An 18,951-nucleotide genomic window follows, 5' to 3' on the forward strand; every position below is an offset into this window, starting at 1 on the left:
CGGGGAGGAGGAGCCCCAAGCCGCATAAAGAGCCAGCCGCGCACCATCTGGGAGGATTGAAGATGCCGAAAGACGGAGGCATTGGCGCCAGCACCAAGCGGCGCGAAGACGTCCGGTTCCTGACCGGTCAAGGCAATTACACCGACGACATCAACGTGAACGGCCAGGCCTACGTGCATTTCCTGCGCGCCGACATGGCCCATGGCACGATCAACAGCATCGACACCGCCGCCGCCGCCGCGATGCCGGGCGTTGTACGCATCTTTACCGGTGCCGATTTCGAAGGCGTCGGAAGCATCCCCTGCGGCTGGCAGGTGACGGACCGCCATGGCGAACCGATGCAGGAGCCAGCCCACCCGGTGCTCGCCCAAGGCAAGGTGCGCCACGTGGGCGATCCCATTGCCGCCGTGGTGGCGGAAACACCCGAGCAGGCGCGCGACGCCGCCGAGGCCATCGTAGCCGACATCACCGAGCTTCCGGCCGTGGTGGACATGCGCGCGGCGCTGGCCGAGGGCGCGACCAAGGTCCATGACGATCTGACAAGCAACCTCTGCTATGATTGGGGCTTCGTGGAGGACAACCGCGAGGCGGTCGATGCCGCGATCAAGGGCGCCCATCACGTCACCACGCTGGAACTGGTCAACAACCGGCTGGTGGCCAACCCGATGGAGCCGCGTGTGGCGGTGGGCGATTACAACCGTGGTACCGATGAGCACACGCTCTACACCACGAGCCAGAACCCCCATGTGATCCGCCTGCTGATGGGCGCTTTCGTGCTGGGCATCCCCGAGCACAAGCTGCGCGTTGTCGCGCCGGATGTCGGCGGGGGCTTCGGCTCCAAGATCTTCCACTACGCCGAGGAAGCCTTCTGCACCTTCGCCGCCAAGGCGGTGAACCGCCCGGTGAAATGGACGGCCAGCCGCTCGGAAGCCTTCATCACCGACGCCCATGGGCGCGACCATGTGACGAAAATCGAGCTGGCGCTCGACGCAGAAGGCAATTTCCTGGCTCTGCGGACCGAAACCCTTGCGAATATGGGGGCTTACCTCTCGACCTTCGCGCCCTCGGTGCCGACCTGGCTGCACGGCACGCTGATGGCGGGCAACTACAAGACGCCGCTGATCTATGTGAACGTGAAGGCGGTGTTCACCAACACCGTGCCGGTGGACGCCTATCGCGGCGCCGGCCGGCCCGAGGCGACCTACCAGTTGGAGCGCGTGATCGACAAGGCCGCGCGCGAGCTGGGCATGGACCCGATCGCCCTGCGCCGGAAGAACTTCGTCACCGAGTTCCCCTATGCCACGCCTGTGGCGGTGGAATATGACACCGGCGACTACGTGGCCACGATGGACAAGCTCGAAGAGATTGCCGACATCGCGGGCTTCGCCGATCGCTGGGAGAAGAGCCAGGACGACGGCAAGCTGCGCGGGCTCGGCGTGAACTGCTACATCGAGGCCTGCGGCATCGCGCCCTCCAACCTCGTGGGCCAGCTTGGCGCGCGGGCGGGGCTCTATGATGCTGCCACGGTGCGGGTGAACGCCACCGGCTCGATTTCGGTGATGGTGGGTGCCCACAGCCACGGGCAGGGACATGAAACCGCCTTCCCGCAGGTGGTGGCCGAGATGATCGGCATCGATGCCTCGCAAGTGGACATCGTGCATGGCGACACCTCCAAAATCCCCTTCGGCATGGGCACCTATGGCTCCCGGTCGCTGGCGGTCTGCGGCTCCGCCATGGTACGGGCCACGGAGAAGATCATCAACAAGGCCAAGAAGATCGCCGCGCACCTGATGGAAGCGAGCGAGGCGGATATCGAGCTGAAGGACGGGCAGTTCACCGTCGCCGGCACCGATAAATCCGTGGCCTGGGGGGATGTGACGCTGGCCGCCTATGTGCCGCACAACTATCCGCTGGAGGACATCGAACCGGGGCTTGAGGAGACCGCCTTCTACGATCCGGCCAACTTCACCTACCCGGCGGGCGCCTATGCCTGCGAAGTGGAGGTGGACCCGGAGACGGGCAAGGTCACCATCTGCTCTTTCGCCGCGGCGGATGACTTTGGCAATATCATCAACCCGATGATCGTGGACGGGCAGGTGCATGGCGGCATCGGTCAGGGCATCGGCCAGGCGCTACTGGAAAACGCTGTTTACGACAGCAACGGCCAGCTCCTGAGCGGCAGCTACATGGATTACGCCATGCCGCGTGCCGATGATGTGCCCTTCTACGTGGTGGATCACTCCTGCCAGACGCCCTGTACCCACAACCCGCTCGGGGTGAAGGGCTGCGGCGAGGCCGGGGCTATTGGCTCGCCGCCTGCGGTGGTGAACGCGGTGATCGACGCGCTGCAGCGCGCCGGCAAGGACGTGACGCATATCGATATGCCGCTCTCGCCCGCGCGGGTCTGGGCGGCGATGAACGGATAGGCTTGACGGAAATGGAGAGGCCGGGGGGCCAGCCCCCCGGACCCCCCCGAGGTATTTGGAGCGAGAGGAAAGCAGGGCTTCCTCAAGCTTTGAGGAGAAAAGAGAATGTATAGTTTCGATATCGAGAGACCTTCGACGATTGCCGACGCCGTGGCGGCGCTTGGCAGCGATGAGGCCCAGGCGCTTGGGGGCGGGCAGACGCTGATTCCGACGCTCAAGCAGCGGCTGGCCTCGCCGGATAAGCTGGTGAGCCTGACGGGTATTACCGAGATGCAAGGGGTTTGCGTGGCCGATGATGGCGCACTCTGCATCGGTGGCGCGACGCCCCATGCGGTGGTGGCGCGCGAGGCAGCGGCCACCTATCCGGCGCTGGCGGCGCTGGCCGGGCAGATCGGCGATCCGGCGGTGCGCAACCGCGGCACCATCGGGGGCTCGCTGGCTAACAATGATCCGGCCGCCTGCTACCCGGCGGCGGTGCTGGCTTCTGGCGCGACCATCGTGACCAACAGCCGCTCCATCGCGGCGGATGACTATTTTGACGGCATGTTCGGCACCGCGCTGGACGAGGGCGAAATCATCGTGGAAGTGCGCTTCCCGGTGCCGGAAGCGGCGAGCTATCAGAAGTTCCTGCAGCCGGCTTCGCGCTTTGCGCTCACGGGTGCCTTCGTGGCAAAATACGCAGATGGCGTGCGCGTGGCCATCACCGGCGCCGGCGAGGAAGGCGTGTTCCGCTGGAGCGAGGCCGAAGCGGCGCTGAGCCATGAGTTCCGCCCGGATGCCTTGATGGATCTGACCATTCTGGCCGACAACATGATTGAGGATCTGCACGGCAGCCGCGCCTACCGCGCGCATCTGGTGAAGGTGATGACGGGCCGGGCCATCGCGGCGGCGATGGGCTGAGCGAGACGATCCGCTATGAGAACGAAAAACCCCGCCGGATGGCGGGGTTTTTGTTGGCCCGATGGGCGGCGGATTACTTGGTGATGGGGCCGATCATCATGATCATCTGGCGGCCTTCCATCTTCGGCATGTTCTCGACCTTGCCGATTTCCTTCACGTCCTCGGCGACGCGTTCCAGCAGATCGCGGCCCAGGTTCTGGTGCGCCATCTCGCGGCCGCGGAAGCGCAGGGAGACTTTCACCTTGTCGCCGTTGCCCAGGAATTTCAGCACGTTACGCATCTTGACGTCATAGTCATGCGTATCGGTGTTGGGCCGGAATTTGACTTCCTTGACCTCGATGATCTTCTGCTTCTTGCGCGCTTCGCTCTCGCGCTTCTGCTGTTCGTATTTGAACTTGCCGAAATCCATGATCTTGCAGACCGGCGGGGTCGCATTGGGGGAGATTTCGACCAGGTCCAGACCGGCTTCCGCGGCGAGGTCCATGGCCTTCGCGGGATGAATGACACCGATGTTTTCGCCGTCCGCACCGATCAGGCGAATCTCAGGCGCGCGGATGCGTTCATTGACGCGGGGGCCTGTGTCGCGTGTGGGCGGGGCATTGTGAGGTCTGCGGGCTATGGTCGTGTTCCTTGCATGGTGGATGGTTCGCGGTGAAAATATAGAGGGAGCGCGCGGCTTTCAACCGGATTCCCGATTGTTTCAGGGGGCGAGGGGTGTGGATTTTCCCCCTTGCGTGTTGTCCGCCACGCACCGATGTAACGCCTGCCGTCTCATGTATGGGCTCAGTGGGAGCCCGCATTTGAACATGAGACCCAACAAGGGAATTTGAGATGAACAAGAGCGTACTCGTATTGCTGCTGGTGATTGTCGCCGGTGCGGGGGGTTACCTCGTCTGGCAGAACCAGCAGCAGGATCCGACCGAAGCGGCCATCGAGGATGCCCGCGACGCGGCTTCTGACGCAAAAGAAGCTGTTCAGGAAGCTGTCGAGAAGGCTGCCGAGGCCGCCGCTGCCGCGACGGAAGATGCCAAGGCTGAAGCCGAGGCCGCCGTGGAACAGGCCGGCGAGGCCGTGCAGCAGGCCGCCGAAGACGTGAAGGCCGCCGCGGAAGAGGTGGCCGATCAGGCCACGGGCGCGGCTGCGGAAGCCGTGCAATCGGCCAGCGAAGCTGTGAAAGAGATGGCCGAAGAGGTCAGCACCCAGATCGATGCCGCGACTGAGGGCGCCAGCGCGGCCGCCACGGAGGCAAGCGAGGCTGCGACGGAAGCCGCCTCTGAGGCCACCGAGGCTGCCAGTGAGGCTGCCGACGCCGCATCCCAAGCGGGCTCCGATGCCATGGCCACGATGGGGGAGATCTTCACCGCAGACGGGTTTGACCAGGCCAAGGTGATCGAGCTGATCGAGGGCTCCTCGCTGGAGCAGGGCCAGAAAGACGTGCTGAAGACCACTGTCGAAAGCGCCGCTAACAACCCGGCGCTCTTGCAGGCCGCCCTGGATCAGGTGAAAGCCGCGCTCGGCCAGTAAGCCGGCCGTGCTCGAACCTGGTTTGGAAATGGCAAACGCCGCCCCGGGAGACCAGGGCGGCGTTTACAGTATTGTAGGGGGAGGGGGCGCTGCCCCCATCGCGCTTTCGCGCGATCCCCCCGAGGTATTTGGGGCGAGAGGAAGGGGGCCTTAGTCGAGGAAGGCTTTTTCCACCACGTATTGCGCTGGTTTGGAATTGGCGCCTTCTTCGAGCCCGTAGCCTTCGAGCAGCTCCTTGATGTCGAGGTTGAAGGCGAGGTTGCCGCAGACCATGGCGCGGTCGCTTTCCGGGTTGATCGGATCGACGCCCAGATCGGCAAAGACATCGCCGGAGCGCATCAGATCAGTGATGCGGCCCATCTTGGGGCTCTCTTCGCGGGTCGTTGTGGGGTAGTAGCGGATCTTGTCGGCGAAACCTTCGCCCATCAGCTCGGCGAGCAACTCGTCGTTGCGGATGTCCTCGATCAGCTGTTTGCCATATTCCAGCTCGCCCACCTCGCGGCAGGTATGGGTTATGATGACCTCGTCGTAGTCCTCGTAGGTCTGCGGTTCGCGCAGCAGCGAGGCGAAGGGGGCAAAGCCCGTGCCGGTGGCGAAGAACCAGATGCGCTTGCCGGGCAGCAGCGCGTCATGCACCAGCGTGCCGACGGGCTTGGGGCGCAGGATGATCTCATCGCCCGGCTTGATGTGCTGCAGGCGGGAGGTCAGCGGGCCGTCGGGCACCTTGATCGAGTAGAATTCCATTTCCTCGTCCCAGCTGGGCGAGGCGATGGAATAGGCGCGCAGGAGCGGCTTCTGCTTGCCGGTTTTCGGATCGGGATCGCCCATCAGGCCGATCATCACGAATTCACCGGAGCGGAACCGCAGCGAAGCGGGCCGGGTGCAGCGGAAGGAGAACAGCCGATCCGTCCAGTGTTTGACCTCGGTCACTGTCTGGGCGTCGGGCAGGGCGGGAACGGCTTTTGCGGGGGCGTCTTTCACGGGGGTCTGATCTGTCATGGCTTCAGCGGGGGACACTCCCCCGCCCTTCTGTTGATGTCTGTCTAAGGAAGGTTTTCGCGAAACGCGATGCGGCCTAGGCCCGCAGGCGCGTTTGGTAATCGTTGGCTTGCCAATCGGCGCGGAACTGCCATTCGCCTTCGGGCTGGCGAGTGGCGAGATCCTCGCTGATCTCCACCTCGTCAAAGCCCACGCGGCGGGCCATGGCGTATTGATCGGAGATCACATGGCCCTTGGCGCGCAGGCGGCCCTGAAAACCCATCTGGCGCAGGCGCTTGGCGATGGTGAAGCCGCGGCCATCGGCGAAAGAGGGGAAATCAATGCGGATCATGTCGATATCATCGAGCCGGCCAGCAAGGGCAGCGGGATCGGAAACGGAGGCGAGATCCACCGCCAGTGCGGGGCTGGCGTCATTGGCGGCGAGATCGGTCAGCGGGGTGAAGCCCGCCGTCCAATCCTCAGAGGTGAAGCCCGTATCGGTTACGATGACACTCATTGCGTTGCTCCTTGCGGCAGCGGGCCGCGCACCATGCGCCCATCCACGAAATGGATGCCGCATTCGGTTTTCTCGGTGTTGCGCCAGCGACCGGCGCGCTCGTCTTCGCCCGCTTCCACGGGCGAGGTGCAGGGGGCACAGCCGATGGAGGGGTAGCCCTTCGACACCAGCGGGTGGCGCGGCAGGCGGTTTTCTTCCATGTACTCGCGCACGGCGTCCTTCGTCCAGTGGGCCAGCGGATTGACCTTGATGCGTTTGTTTTCCTCGTTCTCGAAGAAATCGAGCGCGGCGCGCTGGCCGGACTGGAAGCGCTTGCGGCCGGTGATCCAGGCGTCGAAATCCGCCAGCGCGGCGTTCAGAGGCGCGGTTTTGCGCAGGGCGCAGCAGGCGTTGTTGTCGGACTGGTGCAGCAGGCCTTCATTATCCTTCAGGAAGACTTCCTCACGGTTGGGGCGGATCACCCGCACATCCGTCAGCCGCAGGCGCTCGGCAACCTCTTCCTGATAGGAGAGCGTCTCGGGGAAAAGCATCTCGGTATCGAGAAACAGCACGGGCGTCTTGCGATCCATCAGCGAGATCATGTGCAGAAGCACGACCGATTCCGCGCCGAAGGAGGAGACAAGGGCGACCTTGCCGACCTGGCTGTCGTTCAATGCGCGTTCCAGCACAGCCGTAGCGCTGTGGTGGCGGTAGCGATCATTGAGGGCGTTGACCCGGGTTTGCACCGGGCCCAAGGGGGTATCAAGCGGCATTTTTCGTCTTTGCCTCCGGATAAAGGACCGCCTTGAAGGGCTCAGCACCCAGGCGGCGGTAGGCTTGCAGGAAAGTCTCGTCGGCGCTTTCGCGCAGATCGAGATAGCCGAGCACGAGGCGCTCGATGGCCGGGACGATTTCGTCATAGGCGAAGCCGGGGCCTGCGCGCTCGCCGATAGCGGCGTTCTCAGAGCCGTCGCCGCCCAGCGTGATCTGGTAGTTCTCCACGCCAGCGCGATCGAGCCCGAGGATGCCGATATGGCCCACATGGTGGTGGCCACAGGCGTTGATGCAGCCGGAGATCTTGATCTTCAGCTCACCGATCTCGTGCTCGAGCTTCAGTTCGTCAAAGCGCAGTGCGATCTGCTGGGCCACGGGGATGGAGCGGGCCGTGGCCAGCGCGCAGTAGTCCATGCCGGGGCAGGCGATGATATCCGAGACCAGCCCGATGTTCGCCGTGGCCAGCCCCACCGCTTTCAGACGGGCGTGGATGGCCGGGAGGTGGCTCTTGTGCACATGGGGCAGGATCACGTTCTGCTCATGGCTGATGCGCAGCTCGTCATGGGCGAATTCCTCGGCCAGATCGGCCATCACGCGCATCTGCTCGCTGGTGGCATCGCCCGGCGTGTCACCATGCTTCTTGATCGAGATCGTGGCGATGGCGTAGCTCGGGTTCTTGTGCTCTGCGAGGTTGGTGTCGGCCCAGCTACGGAAGACGGGATCGTTTTCGTAAGCCGTTTCAAAGGCATCAAGCGGCGCGTTCACGTAGGCCGGTGCCGGGAAATGGGCGCGGATCTCTTCGAGGAATGCCTGATCGTAGCCCGAGAAGGTGGGGCGAATGAGGGCGAATTGTTCGTCAACGAGGCTGCGGATTTCGTCGATCCCGTTCTCATGCACGGTGATCTTGATGCGCGCCTTGTACTTGTTATCGCGGCGGCCGAGCGTGTTGTAGACGGTCAGCACGGCCTCGACGTAGGGCAGCAGATCTTCGCGCGGCAGGAAGGGGTGCAGCACCTTGCCGATCATTGGCGTGCGGCCAAGGCCACCGCCCACGAGGATTTCGTAGCCCACTTCACCGGCTTCGTTTTTCACGATGCGCACGGCCAGATCATGGGCTTTCAGCACTGCGCGGTCATGTTCGGACGCGCCCACGGCGATCTTGAACTTGCGGCCCAGGAACTGGAATTCCGGGTGATCGGTGGACCATTGACGCAGCAGCTCGGCCACGGGGCGCGGATCCTCGATCTCGTCCACGGCGGCACCGGCAAAGTGATCGGACGTCACGTTGCGGATGGTGTTGCCCGAGGTCTGGTTGGCGTGCATTTCCACATCGGCCAGCGCATCGAGGATGTCCGGCACATCCGTCAGCTTGGGCCAGTTGTACTGGATGTTCTGACGGGTTGTGAAATGGCCATACCCGCGATCCCACTTATCGGCGATATAGGCAAGCTGGCGCATTTGGCCAGCGTTGAGCGTGCCGTAGGGGATGGCGACGCGCAGCATATAGGCGTGCAGCTGCAGGTAGAGCCCGTTCATCAGGCGCAGCGGGCGGAATTCCTCTTCCGTCAGGTTGCCGGCCACGCGGCGCTCCACCTGCTTGCGGAACTGCGCGGTGCGGGCGCGGATGAAGGCTTCGTCGAAGTCGTTATACTTGTACATCAGGCTTGCTCCGCTGCTTCTTGCTTGCCGTGGAAGTAGTTGGAGGGGCCGATGGCGCGGAACTCCTCGCGGAAATGGGTGGGGACGGGGCCCGCGTCACCGGCCACGGCATCGGCGAGATAGGCGCCGACGGTTTTGTGGGTTTGCGCGGCCGCGTAGGAGAGGCGCTCGTCGGCCTCTTCGGGGATGGTGAAGAGCGCGGCCTCGGCGTGCTTGCGGGTCCAGCCGCCGTCTTCGGTCAGGTAGATGACATCGCCTTCGATCAGGTCATTGGCGGTCACGATTTTGGGCGTGAACTTGCGGGCCATCAGGCGAATTCCTTCTTCTTCAGTGTGTTGGTTGCGGCCAGGGCTGCGCGGGGCGCGAGGCCGTAAAAGGTGAGGGCCGGGCCGGTCATGTCGGCGGCGGCCAGATCCTGAGGCAGGGCGGCGAGCGTGGTGGCGATCACCCGCTGGTTGGCCTGCGAAATGTTCTCGATCACGGTGACGGGCGTTTCACCGGCGGCGCCATGCATCAGCAGGCGGCCCTGCAGGAAGCGCGCGGCACGTTTGCCCATGTAGATGGCAGCCACTTCACCGGCGCGGGCCAGCGCGGCCCAGTCCTGCTCGGCGAAGCCTTCCATATCGTGGCCCGTCAGCAGGCGCACCGAGGCGTTGCGGCCCCGTTGCGTCAGGCTCTGGCCGATGGCGGCGACGCCGGCAGAGGCGGCGGTGATGCCGGGCACGATGCGGTAGGAGAGGCCGGCCTTGGTGACGGCTTCAAGCTCTTCATCCAGACGGCCAAAGACGGTGGCATCGCCGGATTTCAGCCGCACCACCTGCGCGCCAGCTGCGGCGTGGGCCACGATCAGCGCGTTGATCTCGGCCTGCGGCATGGAATCGCCGAAGCCGGTTTTGCCCGTCTCGATGATGGTCGCTTCGCGGCGGGCCAGTTCGAGGATTTCCACTGGCACAAGACGGTCGTGCAGCACCACGTCGGCGGCGTCCAGCGCCTTGCGGGCCTTCAGCGTGAGCAATTCGGGATCGCCGGGGCCAGCGCCCACGAAATCCACATGGCCCTTGCGGGGCGTGGCGGAGAGGTGCTTTTCCAAGAGGCCCTCAAGCGCGGCCTGCGCGCCATCTTCTCCGGCGTCTTCCAGCGCAGACGGGCCCGCGCCGAAGTAATAATCGGCCCAGAAATCGCGGCGCTTGCGGCCAAAGGGCAGGCTTTCCACTTGCGCGCGGAAGGCCTTGCCGATGCGGGCCAGCGTGCCGAGGCGGGCGGGCAGCGCGGCTTCCAGATCGCGCTTGATGGCGCGGGCCAGCACGGGGGCAGCGCCTTCGGTGCCGATGGCCACGGTGACAGGGTCACGGTCCACTATGGCGGGCGTGATGAAGGCGCTCTCTTCCAGATTGTCCACAATGTTGACGAGCGCGCCATCGGCCTGCGCCAGCTTCGCCGCGCGGGCGTCCTCGGCGTCATCCTCGTTGGCGGCGTAAAACAGCGCGGCGCAGAGCGCATCGCCGGCTTCCAGCGGGCGGCGGATCAGGGTAAGGCGGCCCTCGGCGGCCCAGCCTTCGATCTCCGGCGCTGCGTCTTGCGCGAATACGCTGAGGCGAGCTTCGGTTTTGAGCAGCAGGCGCAGCTTGGCCAGCGCAGCCGCGCCACCGCCCGAAAGGACGATGCGGCGGCCCGAGACGGCCAGGAAGATCGGAAAATGCTGCACAGCTTTGCTCACATGATGGGTTTCTACAGCTCAATATAGGATATTTTCCCATGTTTGCGCCATTAGGGCTTGTGAATAAGGATGATTGTTCCGATATTGCGCGGCGAGAAAGCACATATTCCAAAATATCGGGGAAAAAGGGATGTCCGTCCGGCTGGATGAAATAGACAGGAAAATTCTCGGCGAGCTGCAGCGTGATGCGAGCCAGTCGTTGGATGAAATCGCCAAGAAAGTCGGCTCCTCCAAGACGCCGGTCTGGAACCGGATCCGCAAGCTGAAAGAGGGCGGAATCATCCGTCAGCAAACGGTTTTTCTGGACGCGGAGGCGCTTGGCTTCGAGGCCTGTTTCTTCGTGCTGATCCGAACCAGCGAGCATGAGGCGGAGTGGCAGCAGAAGTTCCTGAAGGCGCTGAAGGAGCGCCCCGAGGTGCAGGAAGCGCATCGGCTGGCGGGCGACATCGATTACATCCTGAAAGTGCGGGTGAAAAACGCGCGCGCCTACGATGAGTTCTATCAGGCGCTGATCAGCGAGGTGCGGATCTACAACGTCACCGCGCTGCTATCGATGGAAGAGCTGAAATCGACGACGATGCTGCCGTTGTAGCTAAGCGGTGAGGGCAGCATAGACCCGCGGGGTGGCGCGAAAGCGCCGCCCCATGGGGGCGGGTCGGCGCTGCCCGGCGTGCCGCCGGGCACTAGTTCAGGTTTTGACCCGCAGCGCTTTTAGCCCATGGAAGTGATACACATTCGCGTATTCGGGCGCAGCCGCCAGCCGCAGGTTGGGGCAGCGCTCCCAGAGGATCGGCAGGGCGATCTGCAGCTCCAGCCGCGCCAAGGGCGCGCCGACGCAGAAATGCGCGCCTGCGCCGAAGCTCGTGTTGGCCACCAGCGGGCGGCCCGGGTTGAACCTGGCGGGATCCTGATACGCGGCAGGATCGCGATTGGCCGCCGCCAGCAGGCAGGCGACCTGATCGCCGGGCTCGATCACATGGCCCGAAATCTCCACCGGCTCATAGGCCCAGCGGGTGAACATATGCAGCGGCGGATCATAGCGCAGGATCTCTTCAGTGAGCGCCTCAACACTTTCGGAAGTCGGCGCAATCCCTTCTTCCAGAAGCGTTTTCACGCCATTGCCCAGGCTGTGCACCGTGGCCTCGTGGCCGGCGTTCAGAAGCAGGATGCAGGTGGTGATCAGCTCGTCGGTGGTGAGCGTTTCCCCGTCTTCCTCTGCCGCGATCAGGTGGCTGATCAGATCATCCGCAGGCCGCCCGCGCCGCGCCTCCACATAGCCGCGCATGAAGGCCACGAAGGCCTCCGTGGCAGCCACGGCCACGGCCTCATCCTCCGCCGTGCGTCCCGCCTGATACATCTTCACCATGGCGTTGGACCAGACCAGAAGATCCTCCTTGCGCTCTTCCGGCACCCCCAGAAGCCGCGCGATGATGATCACCGGCACCTGCGTCGCATAGGCCGACAGAAGCTCCACCTCACCGGCGGGAAAATCGTCGATCAACTGATGGCAGAGCGCGGCAATCTCCGGCCCCAGCGCCTTGATCCGGCGCGAGGTGAAGGCGCGCAGCACGAGGCGGCGCAGGCGGGTGTGGCGCGGGGCCTCAAGCTCCAGCATGGAGTGGGCCTCCACGTCGTAGAAGGGCTGCAGATGCGCCGGGATCGGGTTCCGCTGGCCTTCCGGCACCTCGCGCCCCAGCCGCCGATCGCGCAGCAGCATGTTCACCGCGGCGTGGCCGGTGGCGCAGACCATGCGGTACTCTTCCCAGTAAAACAGATCCCCCCCGGCGCGGGCGCGCTCATAGAAGGGGTAGGGGTTCTGGACGAAGGCGGGATCGGTGGGGGATTGGTGCAGCTTTTCCATCGCGGGCACGTAAGCCCAAAGACGCTTCCCAATGCAAGCGGCGATCCTTACGCTAGCCTGCCAAGAGGGGGGGAATTCCATGGTTCGGCGGCCTTTCGCCATACTGATGTTCGTGATCGCCGTGGCGCTGCTGTCGGGCGGCGTCTGGTGGTTCAGCTTCACCTCCGCGCTGCAGCCCATCGCCGATCGGGGCCGGGCGGACCTCTCGCTCGCCGCCGACAGGCTGGCGGGCGCGCTGCAGCGCTACCGTCAGGTGGGCGTGCTGCTGGCCGATCATCTGGATCTTGCCCTTCTGCTCACCGAAGGCGAGGGGCGCCAGCGCGCGCAGGAACTGCTGCTGGCCACCTCTGACAAGGTCGGCACGCTGGAGATCGCCGTGGTGGACATCGACGGGGCCGTGCTGGCCTCCTCACGGGGGGCAGAGGCCGCAAGCCGCACCGGACAGCCGCATTTTCATCGGGCGATGCAGGGGGCCATCGGCAGCTACCACACCTCGCTGCCCGAGACAGGCCAGCGGATCTTCTACTTCGCGGTGCCCGTCTTCGTTGAGGGCGCGGTTGAGGGGGCCGTGGTGGTGGAAGTGGATATGGAAGAGGTGGAGGAAAGCGATTGGCACGGCGATCCTCAGGCGATCTATTTCACCGATGAGGCGGGCGTTGTCTTCGTGTCCAACCGCTCCGAGCTGCTCTTGCGCCGCCGCGCGGAGGAGGGGGCCTTGCCGCCTGCCTCTCTGGGCTATCTGCCCGCAACGCTTCAGCCCTTCTTCGCCTACCGCGCCTTCATGGTGAGCGGGCTTGAACTGTGGTTCGTGGATGCGGGCAAGTATATCCCCGCCCGCGCGCTGCATTTCACCCAGCCGATGCCGGTGATCGGCATGACGGGCGAGGTACTGATCGGCACCGCGCTGGCCGAGCGCATCGCCTGGCTGCAGGCGGCCTTTGCCGCCGCGCTGAGCCTTGCCTTTGGGGCCTTCCTCTTCCTCGCCGCCGAGCGCCGCCGGGCGCTCTCTGACAAGCTCACCATCGAGGCCCGCGCCAATGCAGTGCTGGAGGCCCGCGTCGAGGCCCGCACGCGGGAGCTTTCGGGCGTCAACCGCTCCCTGCGCCGCGAAATCGCGGAGCGCGAGGAGGCCGAGGCGGCGCTCAAGAAAGCGCAGGCCGATTTGGTGCAGGCGGGCAAGCTTTCGGCCCTTGGCAAGATGAGCGCAGGGATCAGCCACGAGCTGAACCAGCCGTTGATGGCGATCCAGAATTTTGCCGCCAATGCCGAGACGTTTCTGGAACGCGGCAAGGTGGATGTGGCGGCCGGGAACCTTGCCCGCATTTCCGATCTGGCCCGGCGCATGGGGCGCATCATCAAGAACCTGCGCGCCTTTGCGCGGCAGGAAAGCGAACCGATCACCGATGTGGATATCGTCGCCGTTGTGGAGGCCGCGCTGGAGGTGGCCGACGCGCGGCTGCATCAGGCCAGCGTACAGGTGGATTGGGCCCCGCCGGAGGCGCCCGTGATGGTGCGCGGGGGCGAGGTGCGGTTGCAGCAGGTGGTGCTGAACCTCGTGACCAATGCCGCCGATGCAATGGAGCGGGCGCAGGAGAAGCGGCTCTCCATCGGGCTCACGTCCGAAGCGGGCCGCGTGCGCCTGTCGGTGCGCGATACCGGCCCCGGCATCGACGATCCGGGCAAGATCTTCGATCCGTTCTACTCCACCAAGGAGGTTGGCCATTCCGAAGGCATGGGGCTGGGGCTTTCCATCTCTTACGGGTTGGTCCAAAGCTTCGGCGGGGAGATCCGGGGCCGCAACCACGAAGAGGGCGGCGCGATCTTCACGGTGGATCTGACAGCAAGCGGGATGGAGCAGGCGGCATGATCGAGCGGGTGTTGCTGGTGGATGATGACGCCTCGGTGCGCGAAGCCTTGGGCCAGACGCTGGAACTGGCGGATCTGCGCCCGACGCTGGCGGGCAGCTATATCGAGGCCAAGGACCATTTGGTGCCCGGGTTTGAGGGCATCGTGATTTCCGATATCCGCATGCCCGGAAAGGACGGGTTCGCCCTGCTGGAACAGGCCCGCAAGGTGGATCCCGATCTGCCGGTGATCCTGCTCACAGGCGAAGGCGATATTCCCATGGCCGTGCGCGGCATGAGCGCGGGGGCGTTCGGGTTTCTGGAAAAACCCTGCGCGCCCAAGGAGCTGCTGGCCGTTGTCGAGAAGGCGCTGAAAACCCGCGCGCTCGTTTTGGAGAACCGCCGCTTGCGCCAACAGCTGCAGGCGGGCGATGCCGCCTCGCGCATGCTCTTTGGCGAGTCGCCTCAGGCCGAGGATCTGCGCGCGCGGGTGCGGGCGGCGGCGTCTGCCCATGCGGCCGTGCTGGTGACAGGCGAGCATGGCGCGGGCACGTCGAAAGTGGCCGAGGTCGTCCACCTGCTGTCGCGCCGGGCCACGGGGCCGTTTCGCAAGCACGCCGCCGCCTCGCTGGGCCCCAAGGCCCTGCAGGAGGCGTTCTCGGCCGCCGATGCGGGCTCTGTCTTTCTTGATGAGGTGGCCGCGCTGCCGCCGGAAAGCCAGTTTGCCCTGCTGGAACTGCTGGAAGAGCCCGAGGCTCCGCGCCTGATCGCGGGCACCTACAAGGATCTGGCCGAGGAAGTGCGGGCAGGGCGGTTCAACCCGGATCTCTTCTACCGGCTCGATCTGCTGAAAGTGCGCATCCCGGCCCTGCGGGAGCGGCCCGAGGATATTCCGGTGATCTTCCGCCATTACGTGGCCATTGCCTGCGAACAGGCCGCGCTGCCGCATCCCGAGGTCCCGCAAGAGCTGCTCTCACGCCTCATGGCGCAGGATTGGCCCGGCAATGCGCGCGCGCTGATGAACGCGGCGATGCGCTTTGCCATGGGGCTGGGCGATGAGGAGGCCGAGGCCGATCTGGGCCTGTCGGACCGCATGGCGAAGGTGGAGCGCTCCTTCCTGATCGACGCGCTGAGGCGCGCCGAAGGCAATGCCTCGGGCGCGGCCAAGGCGCTGAAACTGCCGCGCAAGACCTTCTACGACAAGCTCACCAAACACGGGATTCGCCCGGAAGAGTATCGCTAGCGCTAACAGTGCGAATCGCGATTCGAGCCATCTGTGCGGAAATCCGCACAGTGGGCGATTGCGCCTGTGTGGATTTTCGCCACTCCGGTCTGCGCACCGCTTGGGCAGCTTGCCGTAATTTCAAGCAAGCATATGAAAATATGCATTTATTCAGCCCGATCCTCGCGGGGTGAAGTTTTTCTTGAGCGGTGCCGCCCGCCGCCGCTTGATGGCGTCAGCGCCCCGGACCCAACGGAAAGGGGCCGCCATCAAATTGATCCTTGGGAGGAAAACCGATGAAATTTCTGACTGCTGCCGCCGCCGCCGTGGCGCTGAGCTTCTCCGCCGGTGCCGTTGCCGCGTCCGACGCCTGTGACGACGGCGAAATCGTCATCAAGTTCAGCCACGTGACCAACACCGACAAGCACCCCAAGGGCATCGCTGCCACCCTGCTTGCCGAGCGCGTGAACGAAGAGATGAACGGCAAGGCCTGCATGGAAGTTTTCCCGAACTCCACGCTCTACACGGACGAGAAAGTGCTCGAAGCCATGCTGCAGGGCGACGTGCAACTCGCCGCGCCGTCGCTGTCGCTCTTTGAGCCGATCACCAAGCAGTTCCGCCTGTTCGACCTGCCGTTCATGTTCAAGAACATCGCCGCCGTGGACGAGTTCCAGACGTCTGAAATCGGCGAGAAGATGAAGCAGTCCATGACCCGCCGCGGCGTGCTGGGCCTTGGCTTCTGGCACAACGGCATGAAGCAGATCTCCGCCAACAAGCCGCTGCTGGATCCCTCTGACGCCAACGGCCTGAAGTTCCGCGTGCAGCCCTCCGACGTGCTCGTCGCCCAGATGAACGCCCTTGGTGCCACCGCCCAGCCGATGGCCTTCGCCGAGGTCTACGGCGCGCTGCAGACCGGCGTTGTGGACGGTCAGGAAAACACCTGGTCCAACATCTACGGCCAGAAGTTCTTCGAGGTGCAGGACGGCATCACCGAAACCAACCACGGCATCATCGACTACCTGCTGGTGACCAGCGTCGACTTCTGGGACTCGCTTCCGGATGACGTGCGCGATCAGCTGAAAACGATCATCGATGAGGTGACGGCCACCCGGAACGCGGAATCCACCCGCGTGAACGAAGAAGCCAAGAACGCCATCATCGCCGCCGGCGGCACCGTGCGCCAGCTCGACGACGCGCAGCGCGCCGCCTGGGTGGAAGCGATGAAGCCGGTCTGGTCGCAGTTCGAAGAAGAAGTGGGCGCCGACAACATCGCCGCCGCTCAAGACGTGAACACCCGCCACTAAGCGCGGATAAAGCGAGGGGCGGCGCGGGCCAGACGCCAAGCGCCGCCCTTTTTGTATCAACGCCATGCCAAGAGGGGAGGAGGCCATGTCCGGTCATTCCACCTACCAGCCCAAAGGGCCGATCGGGCGGATCGTGAATTCCTTCGAGGAAAACGTGATCGCCATCCTGCTGGGGCTGATGACGCTGCTGACGTTCGTCAACGTCGTGCTGCGCTATGTGTTCAATTCAATGGTGATCTGGGGCCTTGAGGTGGTGCTGATCCTCTTCGCCTGGCTTGTGCTGTTCGGCATCGCCTACGGGTTCAAGATCACCGCCCACCTTGGCGTGGACGCGATCACCAACATGTGCAGTGCGAAATCGCGCCGCGTGCTGGCGCTGATCTCCTGCGCCGCCTGCCTGATCTATGCCTTCCTGCTGCTCAAGGGCGCGTGGGACTACTGGGCCCCCTTCGCCGGGATGATGGAAACGACGGGCCGCTGGTTCCCGACGGGTTTCAACGACGCCACCCGCGACCGCGCCTTCTTTGAGACCGATCAGGTGCCGATGCTCTCGATGTTTCGCTTCCTTGAGGATGCGATCAACCAGGGCGAAACCTACTCCAAGCTGCCGCGCGTGGTGCCCTACACCATGCTGCCGGTGGCTGCGCTCCTGATCCTGTACCGGCTGATCCAGGCCACCATCGCCATCGTCCGTGGCGAGCGTGAAAGCCTGATCGTGAGCCACGAAGCCGAAGACGCCGTGGCCGACGCGCGCGTGAATTACGAGGAATAACCCATGGAAGTCGTTGTCCTTTTCTCGCTCGTTATCGGGCTGCTTCTGATCGGCGTTCCCATTGCCGTATCGCTGGGCCTGTCCTCCATGGTCGTGCTTCTGGCCTTCTCGGACACCTCGCTCGCCTCTATCGCGGCGCAGCTTTATAACGCCATGGCGGGCCACTACACGCTTCTGGCCATTCCCTTCTTCGTGCTGGCCTCAAGCTTCATGAGCACCGGCGGTGTGGCCAAGCGGATCATCCGCTTCTCTATAGCCTGCGTGGGCCACCTGCGCGGCGGCCTCGCCATCGCTGGCGTGTTTGCCTGTATGCTCTTTGCCGCCCTCTCGGGTTCGTCGCCGGCCACGGTTGTGGCCATCGGCTCGATCGTGATCGCGGCCATGGTGAAGGCGGGCTACACGAAGGAATTCGCCGCAGGCGTGATCTGTAACGCCGGCACGCTCGGCATCCTGATCCCGCCCTCGATCGTGATGGTGGTCTACGCCTCCGCCACCGATGTGTCGGTGGGCCGGATGTTCCTTGCGGGCGTCATTCCGGGCATCATGGCCGGCCTGATGCTGATGATCACCATCTACATCATGGCCCGTATCCGCAACATGCCCGCTGGCGAATGGCAGGGCTGGGGCGAGATCGGCTCAAGCTTCGCCGACGCCTTCTGGGGGCTGATGCTGATCGTGATCATCATGGTCGGGATCTACGGCATCCCCGGTGTCACCGGCGCGATCTTCACGCCGACCGAAGCCGCCGCCGTGGCCGCCGTCTACGCCTGCCTCATCGCACTCTTCGTCTACCGCGACATGGGCCCGCTGAAGGGCGAGAACGGCGCCGCACCCCAAAGCCTGCTGCGCAAACCCTATGTGCTGGTGACGGCCTTCTTCCACCGCGACACCCGCAACACGCTGCTGGAAGCGGGCAAGCTGACGATCATGCTGATGTTCATCATCGCCAACGCGCTGATCCTGAAGCACGTGCTGACCGACGAGCAGATCCCGCAGAAGATCGCGGCCTTCATGCTCGATCAGGGCTTCGGCAAGATCATGTTCCTCGTGATCGTGAACGTCATCCTGCTGATCGGTGGGCAGTTCATGGAGCCCTCGGGCCTCATCGTGATCGTCGCGCCGCTGGTGTTCCCGATTGCCATCGAACTGGGCGTCGATCCGATCCACCTCGGCATCATCATGGTGGTGAACATGGAGATCGGGATGATCACGCCGCCGGTGGGGCTCAACCTCTTCGTCACCTCCGGCGTGGCCGGGATGCCGATGATGAAAGTGGTGCGCGCCGCACTGCCCTTCCTCGCCGTGCTCTTCGTGTTCCTGATCATGGTGACGTACATCCCGGCGCTTTCGACCTTCCTGCCAACATCCCTGATGGGGCCGGAGATCATAACCAACTAGCGCCACTCCAGCGCTTTTGGGACAGGCGGGCCTTCGGGCTCGCCTTTTTCATTTGTTGCGTGGGGGTGCGGTTTGC

17 protein-coding genes are annotated in these 18,951 nt (G+C 64.4%); 9 read left to right on the forward strand and 8 right to left on the reverse strand.

All coding sequences use genetic code 11. The features are described from left to right. The first annotated feature begins 62 nt into the window (after window positions 1-62). Both KVX96_RS09225 and KVX96_RS09230 read left to right on the forward strand, forming a co-directional pair. Window positions 63-2,426 carry a xanthine dehydrogenase family protein molybdopterin-binding subunit gene (locus tag KVX96_RS09225; RefSeq protein ID WP_261194109.1) on the forward strand — a complete coding sequence of 788 codons (2,364 nt, stop codon included), beginning with the start codon at window positions 63-65 and terminating at the stop codon, window positions 2,424-2,426. Window positions 2,427-2,531: 105 nt separating this feature from the next. Then, window positions 2,532-3,326 (forward strand): FAD binding domain-containing protein, encoded by a 795-nt coding sequence (locus tag KVX96_RS09230; RefSeq protein ID WP_261194110.1) that lies wholly within the window; start codon window positions 2,532-2,534, stop codon window positions 3,324-3,326. A 73-nt stretch (window positions 3,327-3,399) separates the two neighbouring features. On the opposite strand, the gene infC is transcribed toward KVX96_RS09230, so the two are convergent. Next, complete coding sequence (gene infC / locus KVX96_RS09235; RefSeq protein WP_261195416.1) at window positions 3,400-3,945, reverse strand: translation initiation factor IF-3; 546 nt, start codon at window positions 3,943-3,945, stop codon at window positions 3,400-3,402. Window positions 3,946-4,157: 212 nt separating this feature from the next. On the opposite strand from infC, the gene KVX96_RS09240 reads away from it, so the two are divergent. Beyond that, a complete protein-coding gene (locus KVX96_RS09240) occupies window positions 4,158-4,850 on the forward strand; it encodes a hypothetical protein (RefSeq protein ID WP_261194111.1) in 693 nt (230 codons plus the stop codon). Window positions 4,851-5,000: 150 nt separating this feature from the next. Here the strand turns inward: KVX96_RS09240 and KVX96_RS09245 are convergent, their stop codons facing one another. The 6 genes from KVX96_RS09245 to cysG form a co-directional block, all read right to left on the reverse strand. Beyond that, the gene (locus tag KVX96_RS09245) at window positions 5,001-5,849 is read right to left on the reverse strand and encodes a ferredoxin--NADP reductase (protein ID WP_261194112.1); all 849 of its coding nucleotides are present in this window, start codon (window positions 5,847-5,849) and stop codon (window positions 5,001-5,003) included. Between the two features lie 76 nt (window positions 5,850-5,925). Then, window positions 5,926-6,345 (reverse strand): DUF934 domain-containing protein, encoded by a 420-nt coding sequence (locus KVX96_RS09250; RefSeq protein WP_261194113.1) that lies wholly within the window; start codon window positions 6,343-6,345, stop codon window positions 5,926-5,928. Then, window positions 6,342-7,097: a phosphoadenylyl-sulfate reductase gene (locus tag KVX96_RS09255; protein ID WP_261194114.1), complete on the reverse strand. Its 756-nt coding sequence runs from the start codon at window positions 7,095-7,097 to the stop codon at window positions 6,342-6,344. The genes KVX96_RS09250 and KVX96_RS09255 overlap by 4 nt, the downstream gene beginning before the upstream one ends. Beyond that, a complete protein-coding gene (locus KVX96_RS09260; RefSeq protein ID WP_261194115.1) occupies window positions 7,087-8,757 on the reverse strand; it encodes a nitrite/sulfite reductase in 1,671 nt (556 codons plus the stop codon). The genes KVX96_RS09255 and KVX96_RS09260 overlap by 11 nt, the downstream gene beginning before the upstream one ends. After that, window positions 8,757-9,065, reverse strand: coding sequence for a DUF2849 domain-containing protein (locus KVX96_RS09265; RefSeq protein WP_261194116.1), 309 nt, complete (start codon window positions 9,063-9,065; stop codon window positions 8,757-8,759). Before KVX96_RS09265 ends, KVX96_RS09260 begins: the two co-directional genes overlap by 1 nt. Continuing rightward, window positions 9,065-10,462: a siroheme synthase CysG gene (cysG, locus tag KVX96_RS09270; RefSeq protein ID WP_261195417.1), complete on the reverse strand. Its 1,398-nt coding sequence runs from the start codon at window positions 10,460-10,462 to the stop codon at window positions 9,065-9,067. Before cysG ends, KVX96_RS09265 begins: the two co-directional genes overlap by 1 nt. Before the next feature lie 142 nt (window positions 10,463-10,604). On the opposite strand from cysG, the gene KVX96_RS09275 reads away from it, so the two are divergent. After that, window positions 10,605-11,066 carry an Lrp/AsnC family transcriptional regulator gene (locus KVX96_RS09275; RefSeq protein ID WP_261194117.1) on the forward strand — a complete coding sequence of 154 codons (462 nt, stop codon included), beginning with the start codon at window positions 10,605-10,607 and terminating at the stop codon, window positions 11,064-11,066. 96 nt (window positions 11,067-11,162) lie between these two features. Here KVX96_RS09275 and KVX96_RS09280 read toward each other — a convergent pair whose 3' ends face one another. Beyond that, window positions 11,163-12,335: a cytochrome P450 gene (locus KVX96_RS09280; protein WP_261195419.1), complete on the reverse strand. Its 1,173-nt coding sequence runs from the start codon at window positions 12,333-12,335 to the stop codon at window positions 11,163-11,165. A gap of 79 nt (window positions 12,336-12,414) precedes the next feature. Between KVX96_RS09280 and KVX96_RS09285 the strand changes: the two genes are divergently transcribed. The 5 genes from KVX96_RS09285 (at window position 12,415) to KVX96_RS09305 (ending at window position 18,875) form a co-directional block, all read left to right on the forward strand. After that, window positions 12,415-14,202: a sensor histidine kinase gene (locus KVX96_RS09285; RefSeq protein ID WP_261194119.1), complete on the forward strand. Its 1,788-nt coding sequence runs from the start codon at window positions 12,415-12,417 to the stop codon at window positions 14,200-14,202. Beyond that, window positions 14,199-15,422: a sigma-54-dependent transcriptional regulator gene (locus KVX96_RS09290; RefSeq protein WP_261194120.1), complete on the forward strand. Its 1,224-nt coding sequence runs from the start codon at window positions 14,199-14,201 to the stop codon at window positions 15,420-15,422. Before KVX96_RS09285 ends, KVX96_RS09290 begins: the two co-directional genes overlap by 4 nt. Window positions 15,423-15,697: 275 nt before the next feature. Next, window positions 15,698-16,705 (forward strand): DctP family TRAP transporter solute-binding subunit, encoded by a 1,008-nt coding sequence (locus tag KVX96_RS09295; protein WP_261194122.1) that lies wholly within the window; start codon window positions 15,698-15,700, stop codon window positions 16,703-16,705. Window positions 16,706-16,790: 85 nt separating this feature from the next. Then, the gene (locus KVX96_RS09300; RefSeq protein WP_261194124.1) at window positions 16,791-17,477 is read left to right on the forward strand and encodes a TRAP transporter small permease; all 687 of its coding nucleotides are present in this window, start codon (window positions 16,791-16,793) and stop codon (window positions 17,475-17,477) included. 3 nt (window positions 17,478-17,480) lie between these two features. After that, window positions 17,481-18,875 carry a TRAP transporter large permease gene (locus KVX96_RS09305; protein WP_261194125.1) on the forward strand — a complete coding sequence of 465 codons (1,395 nt, stop codon included), beginning with the start codon at window positions 17,481-17,483 and terminating at the stop codon, window positions 18,873-18,875. Window positions 18,876-18,951: the final 76 nt, after the last annotated feature.

The sequence above is a fragment of the Pseudoruegeria sp. SHC-113 genome (assembly GCF_025376885.1).
In the GTDB taxonomy this organism is placed as follows: Bacteria; Pseudomonadota; Alphaproteobacteria; order Rhodobacterales; family Rhodobacteraceae; genus Pseudoruegeria.

Bases quoted from the DNA above. Each gene is read 5' to 3' on its own strand.
- KVX96_RS09225 (WP_261194109.1), top strand. From the start codon at position 63: ATGCCGAAAGACGGAGGCATTGGCGCCAGCACCAAGCGGCGCGAAGAC.
- KVX96_RS09230 (WP_261194110.1), top strand. From the start codon at position 2,532: ATGTATAGTTTCGATATCGAGAGACCTTCGACGATTGCCGACGCCGTG.
- KVX96_RS09240 (WP_261194111.1), top strand. From the start codon at position 4,158: ATGAACAAGAGCGTACTCGTATTGCTGCTGGTGATTGTCGCCGGTGCG.
- KVX96_RS09245 (WP_261194112.1), bottom strand. From the start codon at position 5,849: ATGACAGATCAGACCCCCGTGAAAGACGCCCCCGCAAAAGCCGTTCCC.
- KVX96_RS09250 (WP_261194113.1), bottom strand. From the start codon at position 6,345: ATGAGTGTCATCGTAACCGATACGGGCTTCACCTCTGAGGATTGGACG.
- KVX96_RS09255 (WP_261194114.1), bottom strand. From the start codon at position 7,097: ATGCCGCTTGATACCCCCTTGGGCCCGGTGCAAACCCGGGTCAACGCC.
- KVX96_RS09260 (WP_261194115.1), bottom strand. From the start codon at position 8,757: ATGTACAAGTATAACGACTTCGACGAAGCCTTCATCCGCGCCCGCACC.
- KVX96_RS09265 (WP_261194116.1), bottom strand. From the start codon at position 9,065: ATGGCCCGCAAGTTCACGCCCAAAATCGTGACCGCCAATGACCTGATC.
- KVX96_RS09275 (WP_261194117.1), top strand. From the start codon at position 10,605: ATGTCCGTCCGGCTGGATGAAATAGACAGGAAAATTCTCGGCGAGCTG.
- KVX96_RS09280 (WP_261195419.1), bottom strand. From the start codon at position 12,335: ATGGAAAAGCTGCACCAATCCCCCACCGATCCCGCCTTCGTCCAGAAC.
- KVX96_RS09285 (WP_261194119.1), top strand. From the start codon at position 12,415: ATGGTTCGGCGGCCTTTCGCCATACTGATGTTCGTGATCGCCGTGGCG.
- KVX96_RS09290 (WP_261194120.1), top strand. From the start codon at position 14,199: ATGATCGAGCGGGTGTTGCTGGTGGATGATGACGCCTCGGTGCGCGAA.
- KVX96_RS09295 (WP_261194122.1), top strand. From the start codon at position 15,698: ATGAAATTTCTGACTGCTGCCGCCGCCGCCGTGGCGCTGAGCTTCTCC.
- KVX96_RS09300 (WP_261194124.1), top strand. From the start codon at position 16,791: ATGTCCGGTCATTCCACCTACCAGCCCAAAGGGCCGATCGGGCGGATC.
- KVX96_RS09305 (WP_261194125.1), top strand. From the start codon at position 17,481: ATGGAAGTCGTTGTCCTTTTCTCGCTCGTTATCGGGCTGCTTCTGATC.